Origin of the sequence: Alistipes timonensis JC136, assembly GCF_900107675.1 — a bacterium.
Taxonomy (GTDB): Bacteria; Bacteroidota; Bacteroidia; order Bacteroidales; family Rikenellaceae; genus Alistipes; species Alistipes timonensis.
The window spans coordinates 91051-111731 of sequence record NZ_FNRI01000008.1 but is presented as its reverse complement, the minus strand read 5'-3'; the positions used below and the strand labels follow the sequence as shown (position 1 = coordinate 111731).

Below are 20681 nucleotides of genomic sequence, written 5' to 3'. Positions count from 1 at the left end.
TAAAAGTCATGGCAAAAGATATTAAATACAACGTAGAGGCGCGCGAGCTGCTCAAAGAGGGTGTCGACGCGCTGTCGAACGCCGTAAAGGTAACGCTGGGCCCCAAAGGCCGCAATGTGATCATCGACAAGAAATTCGGTGCTCCGCAGATCACCAAGGACGGTGTGACCGTGGCCAAGGAGGTCGAACTGGAGGACGCTTTCGCCAACATGGGCGCCCAGATGGTCCGGGAGGTCGCTTCGAAGACCAACGACGACGCGGGCGACGGTACGACGACCGCAACCGTGCTGGCGCAGTCGATCATCAGCGTGGGCCTGAAGAACGTGACGGCCGGCGCCAATCCGATGGACCTGAAGCGCGGTATCGACAAGGCCGTTTCGAAGGTCGTGGAGTCGCTCCGCAAGCAGAGCCAGGAGGTCGGTTCGGATTTCGCAAAGATCGAGCAGGTGGCCACCATTTCGGCCAACAACGACGAGAATATCGGTAAGCTGATCGCCGAGGCGATGGCCAAGGTCAACAACGAAGGTGTCATCACCGTCGAGGAGGCCAAGGGCACCGAGACCCACGTCGAGGTGGTCGAGGGTATGCAGTTCGACCGCGGTTACATTTCGGCTTATTTCATCACCGACACCGAGAAGATGGAGGCCCAGCTCGAGAAGCCCTATATCCTGATTACGGACAAGAAGATTTCGACGATGAAGGAGCTGATGGGCGTGCTGGAGCCGGTTGCCCAGAGCGGCCGTTCGCTGCTGATCATCGCCGAGGATGTCGACGGCGAGGCTCTTTCGGCGCTTGTGGTCAACAAACTCCGCGGTACGCTGAAGATCGCCGCCTGCAAGGCTCCGGGCTTCGGTGACCGTCGCAAGGAGATGCTGGAGGATATCGCCGTGCTGACGGGCGGAACCGTGATCTCGGCCGACAAGGGCATGAAGATCGAGGACGCTACGCTGGCCATGCTGGGTACGGCCGACAAGGTGTCGCTCAACAAGGAGAGCACCACCATCGTCGACGGTGCCGGCAAGAAGGAGGAGATCGCCTCGCGTGTGGCGCAGATCCGTGCCGGTATCGACAAGGCTACGTCGGACTACGACAAGGAGAAGCTGCAGGAGCGTCTGGCCAAGTTGGCAGGCGGTGTCGCCGTGCTCTACGTCGGAGCCGCTACCGAGGTCGAGATGAAGGAGAAGAAGGATCGCGTGGACGACGCGCTGGCCGCAACCCGTGCAGCCGTCGAGGAGGGTATCGTCCCGGGCGGCGGTGTGGCTTACATTCGTGCGACGGCGACTCTCGAAGGCATGAAGGGCGACAACGAAGACCAGACGACGGGTATCCAGATCGTGAAACGCGCCATCGAGGAGCCTCTGCGCCAGATCGTCGAGAACGCCGGCGGCGAGGGTTCGGTGGTCGTCAACAAGGTGAAGGAGGGCAAGGATGCCTTCGGTTACAACGCCCGTGACGACAAGTACGAGGACATGATGAAGGCCGGTATCATCGACCCGACGAAGGTGTCGCGTGTCGCATTGGAGAACGCCGCGTCGATCGCGTCGATGTTCCTCACCACCGAGTGCGTGCTGGCTGAGAAGAAGTCCGACGCTCCCGCTATGCCGGCAATGCCCGGAGGCGGTATGGGCGGCATGATGTAATTCCGATTGGCAAGCGGACTTTTCCGCATCATATTCGAATCCCCGGACGGCTTTCCGTCCGGGGATTCCTGTTTTTCGGGATCGCCTTACTGCCAACTGACCGTCGCCTGCTGAGCGGCGTCGAGCCGCAGTTGCAGTGTCCCGTCGGACCGGGTCTCGAAGGGAACGTCTGCATGGACATTTTGTGCACCTTCGGGCAGGGCGACGTGCAGGCGGGTGGTGTCGCCGCTGCGGATGCGAAGACTGTTCGGCGAAATATCGAGCGCATCGATCCATCCCGTCGAGGAGAGGATGCGTATGCCGCTGTTGCCGTTGCCCACGACGAACGCTTCGCGCGTGTCGTCCGGTGCGGCGAATTGCAGGTCGAGACATACGCCGTCGGAGTTGGTCGTGTAGGCGTGGTTCAGTACGCCGAGAACTTGCCGGACGTCGAGTGCGATATGCTCGGTGTGTTCCGTGGGGGAGCCGCTGAAAGCCGTGAACAAGGCGTAACCCTTTTCGGGCGCGGCTTGGAGATAGGTTTCGGGCGAGGCTCCGATCCTGCCTTCGATCCGGAGCGGCCTTCCGGCGACGTGCCGCAGTACGCGCCGTGCCTTTTCCACGGTGCCGCGGACATAGCGTCGGTCCGAAGAGGAGGTGGCCGCCAGATTGCCCCAGAATCCGTGCCCGGCTTGCAGGATTGTGTTCAGGTTGTAACGCTGTGCTGCATAGGGGGATTTGTTGTGTGGATAGACGGCATAGGTCAGCACCTCGGGCGGCAGCAGGCAGGCCGTCGCATTGACCGAGTTGCGCATGCTCTTGGTGCGGAATGTCGAATAGTCGCCGTAGCCCGATGCCCCGTTGTTCATCCAGAAGAATTTGCCCTCTTGGAGCGGCATCAACCCGATCAGCGCGCGTTCGGGCTCGGTGAGGTCGATTTCGACCACCACGTCGGGGCAGTAAGCCCGCAGCTCCCGCATCAGCCGGGTGACGTAGAAGGGGATCAGGTAGTTGTATCGGTCGATTCGTTCTTTGCGGGAGTGTTTGTCGGAACCGTGGCCAAGTCCGGGCTGCGCGCTGTTGAAGGTGTTGATCGCGTCCCATTTGAAGAAACGGATGCCTTCGTCCGTAAGGCGTTTCAGATCGTCGAGGATACAGTCGTAGAATCCGCCGACGAGGTCGCAGGCCGGAAAGTCCCATTGCGCGGCGTAAGGTTTGCCCCGGCGGTCGCGGATGATCCATTCGGGATGCCGGCGGGCGCGTTCCAGGGCGGGGTCGATCCCCATGAGCGAGAGCCAGATGCCGGGCGTGATGCCGTGGCGGCGAAGCGAATCCACAAGGGGTTTCAATCCCCGGGGCAGCCGTTCGGTATGGGGCCGCCAGTCGCCCATGGTCTGCTGCCAGCCGTCGTCGAAGATGAAGATGTCGACGCCCATTTCGGCGGCCAGTGCGATCTCGTGGGCGATGCGCTTCTCGGTGAACGCCTCCCGCATGTTGGGCGAGGAGTCGCGCTGCATGCCCCAGGTGTTGTAGTAGAAGTGGGGTTCCCGCGAGCGGGCGTTGTCGGTGATGCGGTGCAGGAGATATTCGCGGATGGCGTCCGACGGGTCTTCGCCGGGGGCCAGTACGGAGATCGTGCTCCATACGGTTTCGTAATCCCGCTCGGCGGGGATCGCTTCGCCGTCGAGATAGCCGCCGCGGCGGATGCGCCAGCTTACGGTGCGCCGGTCGCCGTGCTGGGTGACTCCCGTGGAGATGAACCACAGGTCGTCGTCCGTCACCAGGTCGGAGTCGCCCTTTACGCCTTGCGAGGCGTCGCTCAGAGCGGTGTTGACCGTCTGCGGGCGGAGCGTCATGTAACTGCAGTCCTGCGAGGCGTGTTCGTAGGAGGTTAGGATGCGGTGCGTGCGGGTCGGAATGAGCAGGAACGGTCCTTTGACCTCGCAGGGAACTCCCTCTTCGAGCCGGTGAACGATGAAATCGGGGTGGAACATGTGGCAGGTGGCCAGGTTGCGGTCGGGGCGCCGGTCGTCGGCGCGTGCCGGGTCGTAACCGGGCAGCACCTCGCGTCCGTAGGTGCCGATGCGCATCTCGGTCGGCGCGTCGCCGTCGGCCTGTGCGAATGTATAACGCGGGAAGATGAAGCGGTTGCGGTTTCCGACGTTGGTCAGGCGGAAAGTTCCGGGGCGTGCGGCGCGCAGTCGCAGACGTTCGCGCAGGAATGCTCCGTCGGGGAAATACTCCCGGTCGAGCGTCACCCGGAGCCCTTGGAGCCACTTTCGCCCCGTGAACGTATAGGAGACAATGGTTCCGCCGTTGGCGAGCTTCTCCTCCGTGGCCGAGGCATAGTCCCAGAGCGGCATGTCGGAATTGACCGTGCGGCCGTTCACGGCGAATTCGAAAAGCGGTTCGCCGTTGGGCGCGAGCAGTTCGGCGCCGTTTTTCTTATCGAGAAGCGAGACGGCGCGGATGCGGCTGTCGGCGGCCAGAAGCGTGCTCTCGAAATCGTCGTTGCCGATCGTAAGCCGGTGTTCCCGGGCGGCGGCGCTTCCTGTGCAGAGCGTGCCGAGAAGGAGCAGTGCGGTGAAAATCCGTATCATGGACAAAGTTTGGTTTTACTGCGGCAAAAGTAGCGGGAATGATCGCCGCCGGCTATAAGGATTGATTCAAACAGTTATTCCTGCGGTTCATTCTCCCTGCCGGGAGCGGCTTCCGGCCCGGTCGCGTCCTGTCCGGCGGCGTAACGCGAGGGCGGCACGCCGTACTGCTTGCGGAACGAGGCCGAGAAATGGATCAGGCTGTTGAAACCCGAAGCCGTGGCGATTTCCGAGATGCTCATCTGCGTTTCGCGCAGCATGCGGGCCGCGAGATTCAGCCGCACGGACTGGATGTAGCGGGCGGGCGAGAGTCCCGTGGCGGACATCAGCTTGCGGTAGAGGCTGGCGCGACTCAGTCCGATCCGACGGCAGAGGGTGTCGAGGTTCAGCGCCGGATCGGCGATGTCGCGGTCGATGGCCTCGTTCAACTGTTGCAGGAACTTGTCGTCGCCGCCGTTGATCTCCACGCCCAGGTTTTCGAGCGAGAGTCGCTGGCCGTAGAGGTCTTTGAGTTTTTCGCGTGAGGCGATGATGTTCCGCACTTTGAGGATCAGCGCCCGCATATGGAACGGTTTGGTGATGTAGTCGTCGGCGCCGAATTCGAGCCCTTCTTTCATTTGGAGCACGAACTGGCGCGCCGTGAGCAGGACGACGGGAATGTGGGCCGTGCGGGAATCGTGTTTGAGGTTGTAACACATTTGAAGGCCGTCCATCACGGGCATCATGACGTCGCTGATGATTAATGCCGGCATCTTTTCCAACGCCAGCAGTTGGCCTGACTTGCCGTTGTCGGCCTCGATGACTTTCCAGTAGGGCGACAGCCGGCGGCGGATGTAGGTGCGCAGTTGGCGGTTGTCCTCTACGACGAGTACTGTGGTTTCGCTCCGGGCCGCCGGAAGTTCCGTGGTTTCCGGAGTTTCGTCTGCGGCGATGCTGTCCGTATAGCGTTCGAGCGTTTCGCTGTCGAGGTAGTCGGAGATGATCTCCCCGGCGTGGAAATGGGCGTTGCCGCAGGGGACGATCACGTGGAACGTACTTCCGCGGCCCTTCTCCGATTCGGCGTAGATCACGCCATGATGCATCTCCACGATGCCTTTGGCCAGCGAGAGCCCGATGCCTGTGCCGATGCTCTTTATGTCGGGGTTCTGCGCCTGGTAGAAAGGGTCGAAAATACGTTCCAGGTCGCGGGTGTCCATGCCGACGCCGTTGTCCGCGAGCGTGAGGCGGAGGTAGAGTGCGGCGTCGGGATAGAGCCCTGCATCGGACTGCGCCTTTTCCGGAAGTTCTTCGCGGGTTGCGGTTTCGGCCCGCAGGACGATGCTTCCGCCGTCGGGGGTGAATTTGAAGGCGTTGGACAACAGGTTCAGCAGCACCTTTTCGAAAAGCCAGCGGTCGTACCACAGCGTCAGTGGGCGTTCTGAGGTTTCGAACCGGTAGTCGATGCGGTGGTTGCGGGCCTGATGGTTGAAGGCGATGAAGATCTCTTCGGCGAAGCCCGCGAAATCGCCCTCGGCCACTTTGGGGGTCATCGATCCAGCCTCCTTGCGCCGCAGGTCCATCAGTTGGTTGATGAGCAGCATCATGCGCTTGGCGTTGGCGTACATCATCATCAGCGATTCGTGGGTCGCTTCCTGCGGGTTGTCGGGCGTGAGCATCTCTTCGAGCGGCGAAAGGATGAGCGTCAGCGGCGTCCGCAGTTCGTGCGCGAAGTTCGTGAAGAGTTCGATGCGGGCCTTGTAAAGCTCCTCGTGCTTCTGTTTGAGCATCACGTGCTGCCGCAGGCGGCGGCGTTCGCGGGCGTAGCGGAAGATAAGCCAGCCCACCGTCGCCAGTAACAGCAGGTAGAAGGTCAGCGCCCACCAGCGGAGCCAGACCGGTGGGGCGATCTCGATCCCCAGCGTGGTGTCCGATTCGTTCCAGATGCCGTCGTTGTTCGAACCCCGCACCCGGAAAAGATAGCTTCCCGGCGCCAGGTTGGCGTAGTTGACCTCGCGCACCGAGCCGACCGACCGCCATTCGTTGTCGGCGCCTTCGAGTTTGTAGGAGTAGGCGTTGCGTTCGGGGTAGATGTAGTTGAGGGCGCTGAATGCGAAGGTGAGGTTGTTCTCGTCGTGTTTCAGGCGCAGCTGCGTCCGGCCCGTCGAAAGTCCGAATCCGCCGCCCAGAGGGCGGTTGTTGACCGCTACGGAGGTGATGACCACAGGCGGGGCGTAGGTGTTGACGTGCAGGTTGTCGGGATTGAAGCTTACCAGCCCGCTGTCGCCGCCGACCCAGATCGTGTTGTCGTCGGTGACGAACGCCGATGCCGGCGAGAACTCCTGTACCCGGATGCCGCCCGAATGGTCGTAGGTGCGCAGTACGCGGTTCGAGGCATCCAGTTCCGAGATACCGGTGCGGGTGATTACCCAGAGGCGGCCTTTGCGGTCTTCGACCGCCGAGCAGACCGTGTTGTCGTGCAGTCCCTCGTTGTGGGTGACGATCGTGAACCGTTCGGTTTCGGGGTCGAAGACATTCAGTCCCCCGTCCGAAGTGCCGATCAGGATGCGTTTGCGGCTGTCGGCGAAGATCGCCGTGATGCGGTTGCCCGAGATGGAATTCCCGTCGTCGGAGGTGTAGCGGGTCAGTTCGCCGGAAGGCCGGTAGCGGTAGAGGCCGCGGCTGCGGGTTCCGATCCAAAGCCCGTCGTCGGAGGGGCAGAGCGCCGAAATCTGGTTGATGTTGACCGTACGGCCGTCGTCCGACATCAGGTCGCGGTCCTCGATGCCCCGGGGGGAGAGGTATTTCAGCCCGTGGGCCGAGTAGGTCCCCAGCAGCAGCGTGTCGCGTGTGCGGGCCAGCGAGTAGATCGCCGAATGGTCGGGATTCCGCCACATTCCCGTCCAGCGGCAGGCGGCGGTGTCGAACGTGTAGAGCAGGCCCGTGTAAAGCCCCACGTAGAGCGTTTTTCCGTCCAGCAGCAGCGATTTGACGTTGTTGTCCTTGAACATTTCGCCCGGGACAGTCGTGCAGGGATAGTAGGCGAACTCTCCGCTGCGGACGTCGAAGCGCAGTATGCCGCCCGCGTCGGACCCGATCCAGAGTACGTCGCCCGAAGGTTCGGCCACGATGGCACTCAGGACGCCCGGCAGGTGGTTGCCGCGCCGGGGATCGTAATAGTTGAACAGGGCGTTCTGTGCGTGGGCGTAGTTGACTCCGCCGGCATAGGTGCCGGCCCAGAGGGTGCCTGCGCGGTCGACGTAGACTGTTTCAACGGCGTAATGCGAAAGTCCTCCGCCCTCCTGCGGGGTCTGGTTGTAGCTTTCGGTCTCCCCCCCCCTCTGCGGGTCGTAAATGCGCAGGCCGTCGTAGGTTCCCAGTACGAGTTTCCCGTCGGGTTGTTCGGCGATGCTGCGGATGAGGTTGTTGCGCCGGTGCGGATCGCCGGCGATGATCGTGTGTTCGCTCAGTGCTCCCGTTTCAGGGTTCAGCAGCCCGAGGGTCCCGGTATTTGCGAAGCTGAAATGGACACGCCCCTGCGAATCGGGATAGACGAGGTTGACCGCACGGTTGCGGTCGTCGCGGATGATGTGGCGCAGCACTCCGTCGGGCGAAAGGACCGCCAGCCCGCGGTCGTGGCCGATATAGAGTTGTGTGCCGTCACTCGCCAGGCTGTAAATGCGTTGGGAGACCTCTTCGAAGCGGCGCGCCTGTGCCTCGTCCCTGCCCAGGTGATAGAGACCCTCGTAGGTTCCCAGCCATACGCCGCCTGCGGGGTCGGCGCAGATGGCGTTGATCTCGTTGATGTTGCCCGTATGTCGTTCGCGGTCGATGTAATAGTGAGTGAATCGTTCGGTGCGGGGATCGTAGCGGTTCAGTCCGTTGGTGGTTCCTACCCAGAGCCGGCCGTCGCGGTCGTTGGCCATACAGCGGATGTAGCTGTCGCTGATCGAAGTCGTGTCGTGGAGTTCGTGGCGGAAGATGCGGAAATCGTATCCGTCGTAACGGTTCAGTCCGTCGCGCGTGCCGAACCAGAGGTAGCCGTCGGCGTCCTGGATGACAGATACCACGGACATCTGCGAGAGTCCGTCGGTGACCGAAAGGTGGTCGAACCGGAGTTTCCGGGCCGAAGGCCCTGCATGGGCTGCAAGCAATGCCAGCAGGCCCAGAATGCCGGCGAGAGTGTGTTTTATGCGGGTCGGGAGGTTCATGCATCAAATATACAATATAAATCGGGATGTTCTCTTCGGGCATAATGATCTTTCAGGAGGTCGTCATGCGGTTTGAAACGCAGGAATAAATCAATGAACATTTTGATTAACCCGCAGCCGTGGATAATATGTTCCTTTGTCTTCGAAAACCGAACCTATCCACAACCCGCCATGAGACTTCCGTTATTTGCCTGCCTGCTTTTCGCTGTTTTGCTGTTTCCCCCGCGGAGCGCCGCTTCGGACGATGAAGCGCTGTTGCGTCGTGTGGCCGATAAAGTGCTCGCCGATTACCGCACGGGCTACACCGATCGTGCCACGGGACGGTTTTACGCTTCGCCCGACGATATTCCCGGCGGGACGCGGGTCCGTTTCGCCTGCAAGTACATGGACTGGCATTACAGCCTCGGGGTGCTCAATATGGCCATGCTGCGGATGGCCGACCGTTTCGGGGAGGCAGGGTACGTCGATTTCGTCGAACGGCAGATTGACAGTGCCCTTTCGGCTTACCGGAAATTCGGCGTCACGCAGGGAGAAGACCATGAACCCTATCATTTCCTGCGCAAATTCAACGAACTGGACCATTGCGGGGCGGAGTGCGCCGCGATGATTGAGCTGGCTGCACGGCGTCCGGCCAAAACGGAGGCCTATATGCCTTATATCGAACGGGCCGCAGAGCACATCCGCCGCGTACAGGCCCGTTTTCCGGACGGGACGCTCGTGCGCACGTGGCCCCATAAGCATACGCTCTGGGCCGACGACCTCTATATGGGGCTGTCGTTCATGTCGCGCTACGGCGGGTGTTTCGCCGACAGGGCGATGCTGCGCGATGCCGTGCGGCAAGTCGGACGGTTCCATCATTATCTTTGGAATCCGGCGACGGAACTGCTGTATCACGGCTATTACGGCGATCTGGAACGTACGGCCGGGGCGCATTGGGGCCGTTGCAACGGCTGGGTGATGCTGGCTACCGTACAGCTCATGGATGTTCTGCCTGCCGGAGACCGCGATTTGCGGCAGTTGCAGGCGTTGCTCGGACGCCAGATCGCAGGCGTGGTGAAACGCCAGTCCGCTTCCGGTCTGTGGCGTCAGTTGCTCGACCGGGAGGATTCCTACGAGGAGAGCTCCTGTTCGGCGATTTTTGTCTACTGCCTGGCGCACGCCGTGTGCGAGGGGTGGGTCGACGCCCGCTATGCCTCTGCGGCCCTGAAAGGCTGGGAGGGACTTTGCCGCGAAAAGATCACGCCGGAAGGGGAACTGCGCGACGTCTGTGTGGGTACGGGCATCGGCAACGACATGCCTTTCTACTACAACCGTCCGAAGGTCGACGGCGAGACCCACGGCACGGGCCTGCTGCTCGACGCCGGGTTGGAAATCCTGCGCCTGAAAGAGAAACTGAACTTATAAATCCCGAACGATGAAACGACTTTTACTCGTAATCGGGCTGTCGCTGCTTCTACATGCGGCTTCGGCCTTCCCGAAAGGGAAAATCAGTATCGAAATCACACCTGACCGCACCGAAGACTGGCGCTACTCGGCGGGCGACAGCGTCGCTTACGACATCGTGGTCCGAGTGGACGGCAAACCGCTGAAAAACGCGTCGGTGAAATACACGTTCGCCCGGGAGAAGATGCCCGCCCATGAGACGCATCAGGCGACGCTGCCCGACGGCCGCCTCCGGGTCCGTACCGTAGGCATGCCGTGCCCGGGATTCCTGACCTGCCGGGTTTTCCTGCTCGACGAGAAGGGCGCCGCTGTGGCCAACGATCTGGCACAGGCGGCTTTCGAACCCGAGAAACTGCGTCCGATGACCGACATGCCCGAGGATTTCGCGGCATTTTGGGAGCGGGCCAAGGCCGAGAATGCCGAAATTCCGATGGACCCCCGCGTCGAGCGTGCCGAACAGTGGTGTACGGACAAGGTCGACGTTTACTACGTGCGTCTGCAAAGTTTCCGCAAGGATAACTACGTGTACGGCTATGTTTCGGTTCCCAAGTCGAAGGGACCGCATCCGGCCGTGCTCTATGTTCCCGGTGCAGGAGTTGCCAAGACCAAGCCGTCGACCTACATGGCCGAGAAGGGGGTGATCACGATGACCCTCGGCATCCACGGCATTCCGCTCGACATGCCCGACGAGAATTACGACATCCTGAAAAACGGCGCCTTGTACAATTACCAGTTCGTCAACCTCGACAACCGCGACCAATATTACTACAAGCGGGTGTTCATGGGCTGTATCCGGGCCATAGACTACCTTTTCACCCGTCCTGAATTCGACGGCGAACGCCTGATGGTCTCGGGCGGCAGCCAGGGCGGGGGACTGTCGATCGTCACCACGGCCCTCGATCCGCGTGTGAAATACTTCGTTTGCTTCTATCCCGCTTTGTGCGACCACATGGGTTACCTTTACGACCGTGCCGGCGGCTGGCCCCACATGTTTGACCGCACGCGCACCTATTTCCGCACGGCGGAGCGCATTCTCAATTCGCGTTACTACGACGCGGCGAATTTCGCGCGGCTGATCCGTGTGCCGGGCTTCTTCTCGTGGGGTTACAACGACCTGTCGTGTCCCATTACCTCGATGTATTCGGCCTATAACGTGGTGGACGCACCCAAGGAACTGGTGCTCGAACTGCGCAACGGTCACCGTCGCAGCGAGCGGCAGAACCGTCTGGCCGATGCCTGGATGCTGCGCCGGTTCTTCGGGGAGAAATGATCCGGCGGCCGTATCTCCTGCCGGTCGTGCTGCTGTTGTTGCGAAGCGGCTTTCCCTTTTTCGATTCCGATGAATTAAAACCTCCGACTACCATGAACCTTTTATGCAAAATGTGCCGTGTGACGGCCCCCGTTCTGTTGCTGCTGAACGCCTGTTCGGCGGACGAACCGCATTTCGATTATCCCCGGCCCGAGCCGACCGATAAGGTCTGGCATCCGATGCTCTTCTTCAACTACTGGGAAGGCGAGCAGCTGAAAACGGCGATCAGCTCGACCCACCTGGCCCAGTGGACCCGCTTCAAGGCCGTTGCCGACGCCAAGGTCCGCCGGGACCCGCCGGCCTATAAGAATGATGCCGGCGAACAGCTTTGGCAGCGCGATGTGGGTAATACCATCTCGGCGCTTGCCGTGGCGGGTTACCTGACCGGGGACAAAAGCTATTTCGAGGGAGCCGAACGCTGGGCGCTCGCCGCATGTGCCTATCCTACGTGGGGCATGGACGACACGCCCGACGGTGCGGAGTATGGACTTCCCTACGGTCATCAACTGCTGGGACTGGCAATGCTCTACGATTACGGGCAGAATTACCTGAGCGAAGCCACCCTCGCCACGCTGCGCCATACGCTGATCGCCCGGACCGAGCGGCAGTATGCGGCCTATAAGACGCTGGATAAGGCTTATATCCAAAACCATACGTGGATCAATACCTGCGGCATGCTCGCCGCGGCCCTCGTGCTGCGCAACGATACGCCCGAGGCACAGAAGTGGATCGACTTCACGCAGGAGGTGTTGGGCAAGACCTCGCGGCTGCTGTCGCCCGATGGCGCCAGCCAGGAGGGCCCCGGTTACTGGCAGTACGGCATGGAGTTCCTGATGATGGCTTTCGACCTCTCGCGCGGGGTGGGCAACGATTTTTACAAAAACAGCACTTGGTGGGATAACACTGCTGCCTATGCGATGTACATGACCCTTCCCGCCGACCGCTGCACCGCCGAGAGCAGCATCGTCGACTGGGCCGACGCTCCGCGCTATTCGTGGTACGGTCCCGAACATCTTTACCGCCGGCTGGCCGGGTTGAACCACGATGCCCGGGCGCAGTATTTCGCCGGAAAGGCCGTGCATTACAATGCGACCTCCTCGTGGCTGAACCTGATCTGGTACGACACCTCGGTTTCGTCCGTGTTGCTGCCTTCGACCCCGACTTTCCGCCATTTCGAGAACATGGGTCTCGTAGCTTCCCGCACCGACTGGAACGGCGACGAAGCGATGGTAGTCTTCCGTTGCGGCGCGCCGCTGGGCACCTTCGCCGGACAGCAGCCCGAAGGTTCCTACGTTTCGGGCGATATGGGGCATATCCATCCCGACGCCAACCATTTCGTGATCTATGCCAACGGTGAATACATCCTGCGCAACAACGGCTATGTCAAGCGTGTGACCAAATACCACAATACCCTGCTGGCGAATGATATGGGGCAGTGGGGCGAGGTCCGCACGTGGTTTACGCCGTGGCCGCTGACGCCTTCGCGCGATGCGAAAATCGTGGAGGCGATCTCCTCCGGGGGCATCGACCGCATGACGGGCGACGCTTCGGCCGCCTATCTCGACAATGCGGGCGTGAAACGCTTCGTCCGTAAGTTGGTGTGGATCAAAGAGGCGGGTGTGGCGGTCGTCTGCGATGACGTGGAGCTGGCCTCCCCGGGCCGCATCGAACTGCGCTTTTTCCCCGAGCGGAAACTTGTGCAGAGTTCCGATGCCGTCGTCGAGGCGACTACGCCCCGCAACTCGGTCCGTATCGAGAACCTGACCCCTGCCCGCTCCGTGCTGACGCTCGGCACCCAGTTCGTCGAGGAGCGCAGCACCTCTTCGGGCGAGAACCGTCCGTTGGTGACCGTGGCGGCCGACGCTTCGTCGCTGAAACAGGTGACGGCCGTCAGCTGGGCCGCGCTGCCCGCTGCGGCTCCGGTCGTGACTTACGATGAACAGGCCGGAACGGTGACTGTCGACGGTAAAACCTATACGCTGTGAGACGGTTAGGATTGCTTTTGCTGGGCCTGTTGCTGGCCTTGCCGATGGCCCGGGGCGGGGAGCGCCGCTCCGAACTGCTGAATTTCGACTGGCGTTTCCGGCTGGGTGAACACTCCGGTGCCGAGTGGCTCGGATGCGATGACCGGCGGCAGGATGGTTTGAACGATTCTATTAATGTTTTGAATCGGGGGAATAAGAGCTCCAGAGGGTAAATGGCTAACTTGCATGGCGGGATGAGAGATTCCGCAGACCGAAAAGACCAACCAAATGAAAAACCATATGAAAAAAATTCTGCTATTGATCCTAACCGGCTTGGCTGCCGTATCGTGCAACGACGATGAGAAGATCATCGGCAGCGCACGAACCTTCACCGTGAAATCCACGACCAACGACTGGCCCCGGAATGTTTACGGCGCCATATCGCGCACCTATGAAGTGGTGACGGCGGGCGCTTCGGGCGGCTGGACGGCCCGTCTGCTCGACGGCCAGCAGGGCTTTGTGCTCGAAGCCGATGAAGCCGCGAACACGTTCACCGTGTCGATCGGCGAGAATACCGGCATGGTCAACCTCGAAGACAAGGTGTGCGTGACCTACGGCGGGGAGATGATCTACCTTTCGCTGATCCAGATCTCGAACTATTTCTCCGTCAGCCCGGGCAAGGACGTGGGCGGCGGTATCTACAAATATACGGTGGGCGACGACGGCACTCCGACCTACACGGGTACGATCGCCAATCCGGGCACAGGTTCCGTGTCGGTGACCTGGGTCAGCGGCTCGGAGGTCTTCACGCCGGTACTCTCGCCTGCGGAGAAGCCGACCTCGCTCTCTTTCACCGCTCCGGCCAATGTCACGTTCTTCCCGAACGAGGCTCTCTTTGCGGTCGCCGTGTCGGATAAACCCGATCAGACGGTGCAGGTTACCGTCTACCAGCCGGGACTGGAAGTTCCGATGGGCGCGCTGCCCGAAACGGGGGCTCCGGGCGGTTATTATTATCCGCTCGTGTGCGGTATCGACGTTGCGGGCGTGAATATCCCCGTCGATCCGAACGCAACGTGGAACGACGTGTTCGATCCCGGCCTGACGCTGGAACAGAACAGTACGTCGAAAAACCAGACGGCTCCCGTCAATCCCTGTCCCGAGGGCTGGAACGCGCCGACCGAGGTCCAGATGAAGCGTATCGCGGAACAGGAAAACTGGACGTGCAACAAATCTGCCGATCCCACCGGTCCCGATTACTTCTACTGGAATATGCGCGACGGCGGCCGGAGCGACTGCGAGATCTTCGGTGCCACGCGCACGAATCCGGAGATCCGTCCGTGGTCGTGCGAAACGCGCGCCAATGCGCAGCCGCAGGCGTGGCGCATGCTGGTCAACCGCAGCTCCAACCCGAGCGTCAAGGTTTCGAGTGCGGGCCGCACGACTAAAATGGGTTCGGGAAATTATGCTTATATCGTGCGCTGTGTGCGCGAAGCGAAATAACGTAGAATGATGCTGCGAATCGGAATACTGCTGTTTTGGACGCTCGGTGTCGTGTCTTCGGTTTCGGCGGCGCGCGCGGGATTCCCGTTGGTCCGCGATGGCCGCCCTGCACCGGTGTGCTATGTCGGCGGGGAACAGGTCGTGAAGACCGCGCTGGCGATCTATGCCGCCGATGCGGAGCGTGTGGCCGGCGAAGCGCCTGCTCGTTGCGATGCCCCGGGAAACGCGGTCGTCGTCGTGGGATCGCTCTCCGAGCGGGAGCGGCTCGATCCGCTGCTACGCGCCTGGGGCGTGTCGGCGAAGGCCGTCGAGGGACGCTGGGAGGCATTCCGCATCTGCGAGGCATCCCGGAACGGGGAACGTGCGCTGTTCGTCGTGGGGAGCGATCCGCGCGGCACGGCCTACGGCGTGTTGGAACTTTCGCGCCTGCTGGGGGTCTCTCCCTGGGAGTGGTGGGCCGATGTGGCGCCGCGCCGCGTCCGGAATGTGACGCTTGCGCCGGGATACGACCGTGCGGAAGCTCCGTCGGTGCAGTATCGGGGTATCTTCCTCAACGACGAGGACTGGGGCCTCGATCCGTGGGGCACGCGCTACGAGGGCAGCGATGTGGCCGGGGAGCTCGGTCCGAAGACCTATTCCCGGATTTTCGAACTGTTGCTGCGCCTGCGGGCCAATACGCTCTGGCCGGCGATGCACGCTTCGACCGTGGCCTTTTACAAGGTTCCCGGCAACCGCGAAGCGGCCGAACGCTATGGGATCGTTGTGGGTACGTCGCACTGCGAGCCGATGATGCGCAACAATGTCGGCGAATGGGACGGGGCGCGTTACGGAGCCTACAATTTTGTCACGAACCGTGCGGGGGTGCTGCGCTACTGGCGCGAACGGGTGCTCGAAGTCGCCGACGACGAGAATATCTTTACGCTGGGCATGCGTGGTATCCACGACGGCGAGATGGCCGGGGCTGTGACGCTCGATGAGCAGACTGCGCTGACCAACGAGGTGATCCGCGCCCAGCGGCAGATGCTCTCCGCGGAGCTGCATCGTCCGGTCGACGGCATTCCGCAGACCTTCGTGCCCTATAAGGAGGTGCTCGACATCTATGACAACGGCGTGGAACTCCCCGAAGACGTGACCCTGATGTGGTGCGACGACAATTACGGATACGTAACCCGGCTGTCGAATGCTGCGGAACAGGCCCGGAGCGGCGGGGCGGGGGTCTATTACCACGTCTCCTATTACGGCAAGCCTCATGATTACCTTTGGCTCGCAACGTCGCAGCCCGCGCTGATGGCCGCCGAGATGCGGCGCGCGTGGGACTGTGGCGCCCGGAAGATCTGGATTCTCAATGTCGGCGACCTCAAACCCGCCGAATACCATACGGAGCTGTTCCTCGATATGGCGTGGAATACGGATGCCGTCGCACCTGAAAAGGTCGGCGAACACCAGTTGCGCTGGCTGGAACGGGAGTTCGGGCCGGACGTTGCGCCGCGCGCCGCACTCCTGATGCGCGAGCATTACCGGCTGGCTGCGGAACGTAAGCCCGAACACATGGGGTGGAGCCGCATCCAGCAGCCGGGTGTCCGGGGTGGAATTACGCCTGTGGCGGATACAGAATACGGTTCATTCTCTGCGGAGGCTTTCGACCGCGTGGCGGCTTACGAACGGTTGCAGCACGAGGTCCGGCAGCTCGAAGCGATGCTTCCTGCCGACCGCCGCGACGCCTGGTTCGAACTGGTGCGGTATCCCGTGGAGGGGGCTGCACTGATGAATAAGAAATGGCTTTACGCCCAGCATGCGCGCCGGTATGCCGCCGAAGGGCTTGTCGCCGCCGGGGAATATGTCGAGGCCTCCCGGCAGGCGTATGATTCGATCTGCCTGCTGACCGACCGTTACAATGGTGAGATTGCGGGCGGCAAATGGAGGGAGATGATGTCCATGTCGCCCCGCAGCCTGCCTGTTTTCGCGGCTCCGGTTTTCGGTGAGATGCCGCGGGTGCAGCGTGCTCCCGTGCTGTGGGCTGACGGAGCCGGAAAGTGCATCGGAGCCGATACGACGGAACTCCCTTGTTTCGTACGCTCGACGGCGAATACGGTGGCGGTCAACCTCTTTTCCGCTTCTGACGTGCGGGTCGAATCCCTCCCCGTGTGGTTGAAGGCCGAAGTGCGCGGGTGCATGCCGTCGCATCGGCGGATCGTCTTTCGGGCCGATTTTTCCCGCTGCCGGCGGACGGAGGAGCGTGTTTGCTCGGTGCTGGCCGACGGACGCCGGTACGTGTTCCGGGTCCGGTGTGCGGATGACCGCAAAGAGCCGGGAGCCGCAATGACCGACGGTGTCGCCTCCGTGGCTGGCTCTGGATACGTGTATGCCCGGGGATCGGTCGCTGGGATCGACGGACTCGGACAGAGCGGCCGTGCCGTGAGGCTGGCGAAAGGGTGCCGTGCCGAGTACCTGCTGCGGAACGATACGGCAGGCAAGGCCGACATCGTGGCCTGTTTCCTCCCCCAGCATCCCGCCGCCGCGAAAACGCTGCGTTTCCGCCTGACGGTGGACGGCGAGGACCGGGGCCTGTTCGACATCCGCGAAACGTTCGGCGAGGAGCCGTGGAAAGTCAACGTCCTGCGCAATCAGGCGCGGCGCGGCGTGCGCCTGCATCTGTCGGAAGGGGTTCACCGGATCGGAGTCGAACCGGTCGACGAAGCGATGCTGCTCGACGGAATCTTTATCGACCGCCTTCACCGCAACCCGTATGTGCTGCAAGGATTTACCAGATAAAACTTGAAACTTAAACCTATAACCCAACGAATATGAAGAACTTCTTACTTCATCGGGCCGGCTCCTCCCGAAGGGGCGCTCTGTGTGTGACGGTCGCACGGACCTTGTGTCTGTGGCTCGTGGCGGCATGCTGGAGCTTCGGGGCCTATGCCCAGCAAGGCCGGCAGGTGACCGGCCATGTCAAGGACGCTTCGGGCGCGCCGCTGGTCGGCGTCACGATCCTCGAAAAGGGATCGCAGCGCGGAACGACGACGAACGCCAAAGGCGAATACACGATCCGGATCAAAAACGATAACACCGACCTGGTTTTCTCCATGCTGGGATACGTTTCACAGGAGTTGCGCGTCGGCAAGCGTACCGTACTCGACGTGTCGCTCGCTGAGGATACCAGCGAGATCGACGAGGTAGTCGTCGTCGGCTACGGCTATGTGCGCCGCGTCGATCTGACCGGCTCAGTCGCTTCGGTCAACACCGAGGAGATGCAGAAAGCCCCCGTGCGCTCGTTCGACGAGGCGCTTGCGGGACGTGTCGCCGGCGTGCAGGTCACCTCGAGCGAGGGTGAACCCGGTTCGTCGGTCAACATCATCGTTCGCGGTCAGAACTCGCTGACGCAGGACAGTTCGCCGCTTTACGTGGTTGACGGATTTCCGCTCGAAAGTTTCAACGCCTCGTCGCTGAACCCCTCCGACATCGTGTCGATCGACGTGCTGAAAGATGCCTCGGCCACGGCGATCTACGGCGCCCGGGGTGCGAACGGCGTAATCATGATCACCACGCGCAGCGGCCACGCCGGACGTACGCAGGTGAGCTACGAGGGCTCGTTCGGCCTGCAGAACACCACCAACCGCATGGACCTGATGAATCCCTATGAATTCGTAAAGCTGCAGCTCGAAATCGACCCCTATCAGGGCCGTAAAAGTTACCTGAAACCCAATTCCGACGGGCTGGACACCCGTACGCCCGAGTATTACCGTCACGTGCAGTATGTAGACTGGCAGGAGCGCGTGTTGCAGGTAGCGCCGATGCACAACCATACGGTTTCGCTCACGGGCGGCTCGAAAGCCGTGAAATATGCCGCCTCGCTCAACTACATGGGGCAGGAGGGGGTCGTCCGCCAGTCGGGCTACGACCGGGTGTCGGGCCGCCTGCGGCTGGATGTCGACGCTTCGAAGAACTTCAAAGTGGGGTTCAACACCAGTTATTCCTGGACGAACCAATACGGAACGTCGGTGCGTATGCCGTCGAGCAACGCCGAAGCGTCGCTGACGCTGATGTACAATATGTGGGGCTATCGTCCGGTCACGGGCGGCAGCATCGACGACCTGCTCAATGCCGACGAGGATACCGAGATCGTCGAGATGACCACCTGGGGCAACCGTTACAACCCGATGCTCTATTTGAACAACGAGGAGAAGAACTACGGGCAGAGTAATTTCGTGGCCAATGTCTACGGCGAATACCGTTTCGGAAAGTATCTCAAACTGCGTGTCACGGGCGGTATCAACCGCAATACGGCCATTCTGGAGGACTTCTTCAACAGCAAGCACCCTTATTCGCAAAAGATCGCGGGGGTGATCAAGGGCGTGAACGGTTATGCGCAGTACGAGGTGCGGCAATCGCTGCTCAACGAGAACACGCTGACCTTCGACCGTACGTTCAACAAGCGCCACCACCTGAACGTCGTGGCGGGTGTTACCATGCAGGAGTACAAATTCTCGAGTTTCCGCGGCACAGCGTGGGACGTTCCCCGCGAGAGTCTCGGCATCTCGGGCCTCGACGAAGGCGTGGCGCAGCCGCTCAACTCCTCGAAGTCGATCAACCGCATGGTTTCGGGACTGGCCCGCGTGAACTACGACTTCGGCCACAAGTATTACCTCACGGTCTCGTTCCGCGCCGACGGTTCATCGAAATTCCCGGCGGGGAACAAGTGGGGCTACTTCCCCTCGGCATCGGTCTCCTACCGCATCTCGCAGGAGAATTTTCTGAAGGACAGCAAGGTGATTTCCGATGCCAAGATTCGCGCCAGCTACGGTCTGACGGGCAACAACCGCGTAGGCGACTTCGCCTACATGTCGCAGCTGAACCTTTCGAACGTCGACGGCTATTCCTGGAACAACCAATTGGTACAGGGTGCACAGCTCCAAACGCTGGGCAACTACAACCTCAAATGGGAAAGCACGAAAGCTGCGGATATCGGCCTCGACCTGGGATTCTTCGGCCAGCGCATCGGTTTGACGATGGACTACTACCACAAGAAGACCTACGACCTGTTGCTCAACGCCAACCTGCCGCTTTCGTCGGGGTACCAGCGGGCGATGATGAATGTCGGTGCCGTGCGCAACTCCGGTTTCGAGCTGACGCTCAACACGGTCAACGTCCAGACCAAGAATTTCATGTGGTCGACGAACTTCAATATCTCGTTCAACCGCTCCAAGGTGCTCGGACTGGCCGACGGCGAACAGAGCATGGATTCGTTCATCAACTGGAATTCGGATTACCAGAGCGTTCCGCTCTATGAAACGCGCGTGGGGCGTCCTATCACGATGTTCGTGGGCATGGTCTACGACGGGCTCTACCAGATCAGCGATTTCACGTGGCAGAACGACAGCGATCCTTCGATTCCGCACGAGAGCCGTCAGTATGTGCTGCGTGACGACGTGCCCGACAACGGCATGGCCCACAACCAGATCCGTCCGGGATACATCCGCTTCAAGGATTTCGACGACGACAAACACGTCGGCAGCGAAGACCGCCGCGTGCTGGGCGATCCCAATCCCAAATACATCGGCGGTTTCTCGAACAGTTTCACCTGGAAGAATTTCGACCTGAACGTCTTTTTCCAGTTCAGCGGCGGCAACAAGATCATGAATGCCAACCGCATTCTTTTCGAGGGAACCTACCGTTACGGCCTGAACCAGTTCGCATCGTATGAAGACCGCTGGTCGCCCGAGAATCCCAATTCGAACAACTACGTGCCGGGCGGACAGAAGGTGGCCTACTATTCGGACAAGACGCTCGAAGACGGCTCCTACCTGCGCCTGAAAACCGTGCAGATCGGCTATACGCTGCCCAGACACCTGTTGACCAAGCTGCGTATTTCGACCCTCCGCATCTATTTCGCGGCTCAGAACTTGTACACATGGACTGCTTATTCGGGTTACGACCCCGAGGTGGCGATCTTCAATTCGCCGCTTACGCCCGGATTCGATTACCTCTCCTACCCGCGCAGCCGGACCTACACCGTGGGACTCAACCTTTCGTTCTAATGTCTAACCTGATGAATTGCAAGC

Annotated in this window: 9 protein-coding genes; 7 read left to right on the top strand and 2 right to left on the bottom strand. The window is 61.1% G+C overall.

The window, feature by feature from the left end; genetic code table 11:
- Positions 1-8: 8 nt before the first annotated feature.
- On the top strand, positions 9-1640 hold the full coding sequence (groL, locus tag BLU78_RS11315; RefSeq protein ID WP_010264890.1) for a chaperonin GroEL: 1632 nt from the start codon (positions 9-11) through the stop codon (positions 1638-1640).
- Positions 1641-1726: 86 nt separating this feature from the next.
- Here the strand turns inward: groL and BLU78_RS11310 are convergent, their stop codons facing one another.
- Together BLU78_RS11310 and BLU78_RS11305 are read right to left on the bottom strand one after the other, a co-directional pair.
- The gene (locus tag BLU78_RS11310) at positions 1727-4219 is read right to left on the bottom strand and encodes an alpha-galactosidase (RefSeq protein WP_010264888.1); all 2493 of its coding nucleotides are present in this window, start codon (positions 4217-4219) and stop codon (positions 1727-1729) included.
- Between the two features lie 74 nt (positions 4220-4293).
- A complete protein-coding gene (locus BLU78_RS11305; RefSeq protein ID WP_010264886.1) occupies positions 4294-8403 on the bottom strand; it encodes a hybrid sensor histidine kinase/response regulator transcription factor in 4110 nt (1369 codons plus the stop codon).
- 171 nt (positions 8404-8574) lie between these two features.
- Between BLU78_RS11305 and BLU78_RS11300 the strand changes: the two genes are divergently transcribed.
- The 6 genes from BLU78_RS11300 (at position 8575) to BLU78_RS11270 (ending at position 20657) form a co-directional block, all read left to right on the top strand.
- A complete protein-coding gene (locus BLU78_RS11300; RefSeq protein WP_010264884.1) occupies positions 8575-9807 on the top strand; it encodes a glycoside hydrolase family 88/105 protein in 1233 nt (410 codons plus the stop codon).
- 10 nt (positions 9808-9817) lie between these two features.
- Positions 9818-11116, top strand: a complete 1299-nt coding sequence (locus BLU78_RS11295; RefSeq protein WP_010264882.1) for an acetylxylan esterase — start codon at positions 9818-9820, stop codon at positions 11114-11116.
- A gap of 92 nt (positions 11117-11208) precedes the next feature.
- A complete protein-coding gene (locus tag BLU78_RS11290; protein ID WP_010264878.1) occupies positions 11209-13140 on the top strand; it encodes a DUF4962 domain-containing protein in 1932 nt (643 codons plus the stop codon).
- 279 nt (positions 13141-13419) lie between these two features.
- On the top strand, positions 13420-14619 hold the full coding sequence (locus BLU78_RS11280; protein ID WP_143029395.1) for a hypothetical protein: 1200 nt from the start codon (positions 13420-13422) through the stop codon (positions 14617-14619).
- Positions 14620-14625: 6 nt separating this feature from the next.
- On the top strand, positions 14626-17391 hold the full coding sequence (locus BLU78_RS11275) for a glycosyl hydrolase 115 family protein (protein ID WP_010264865.1): 2766 nt from the start codon (positions 14626-14628) through the stop codon (positions 17389-17391).
- 32 nt (positions 17392-17423) lie between these two features.
- Positions 17424-20657 (top strand): SusC/RagA family TonB-linked outer membrane protein, encoded by a 3234-nt coding sequence (locus BLU78_RS11270; protein ID WP_081504103.1) that lies wholly within the window; start codon positions 17424-17426, stop codon positions 20655-20657.
- Positions 20658-20681: the final 24 nt, after the last annotated feature.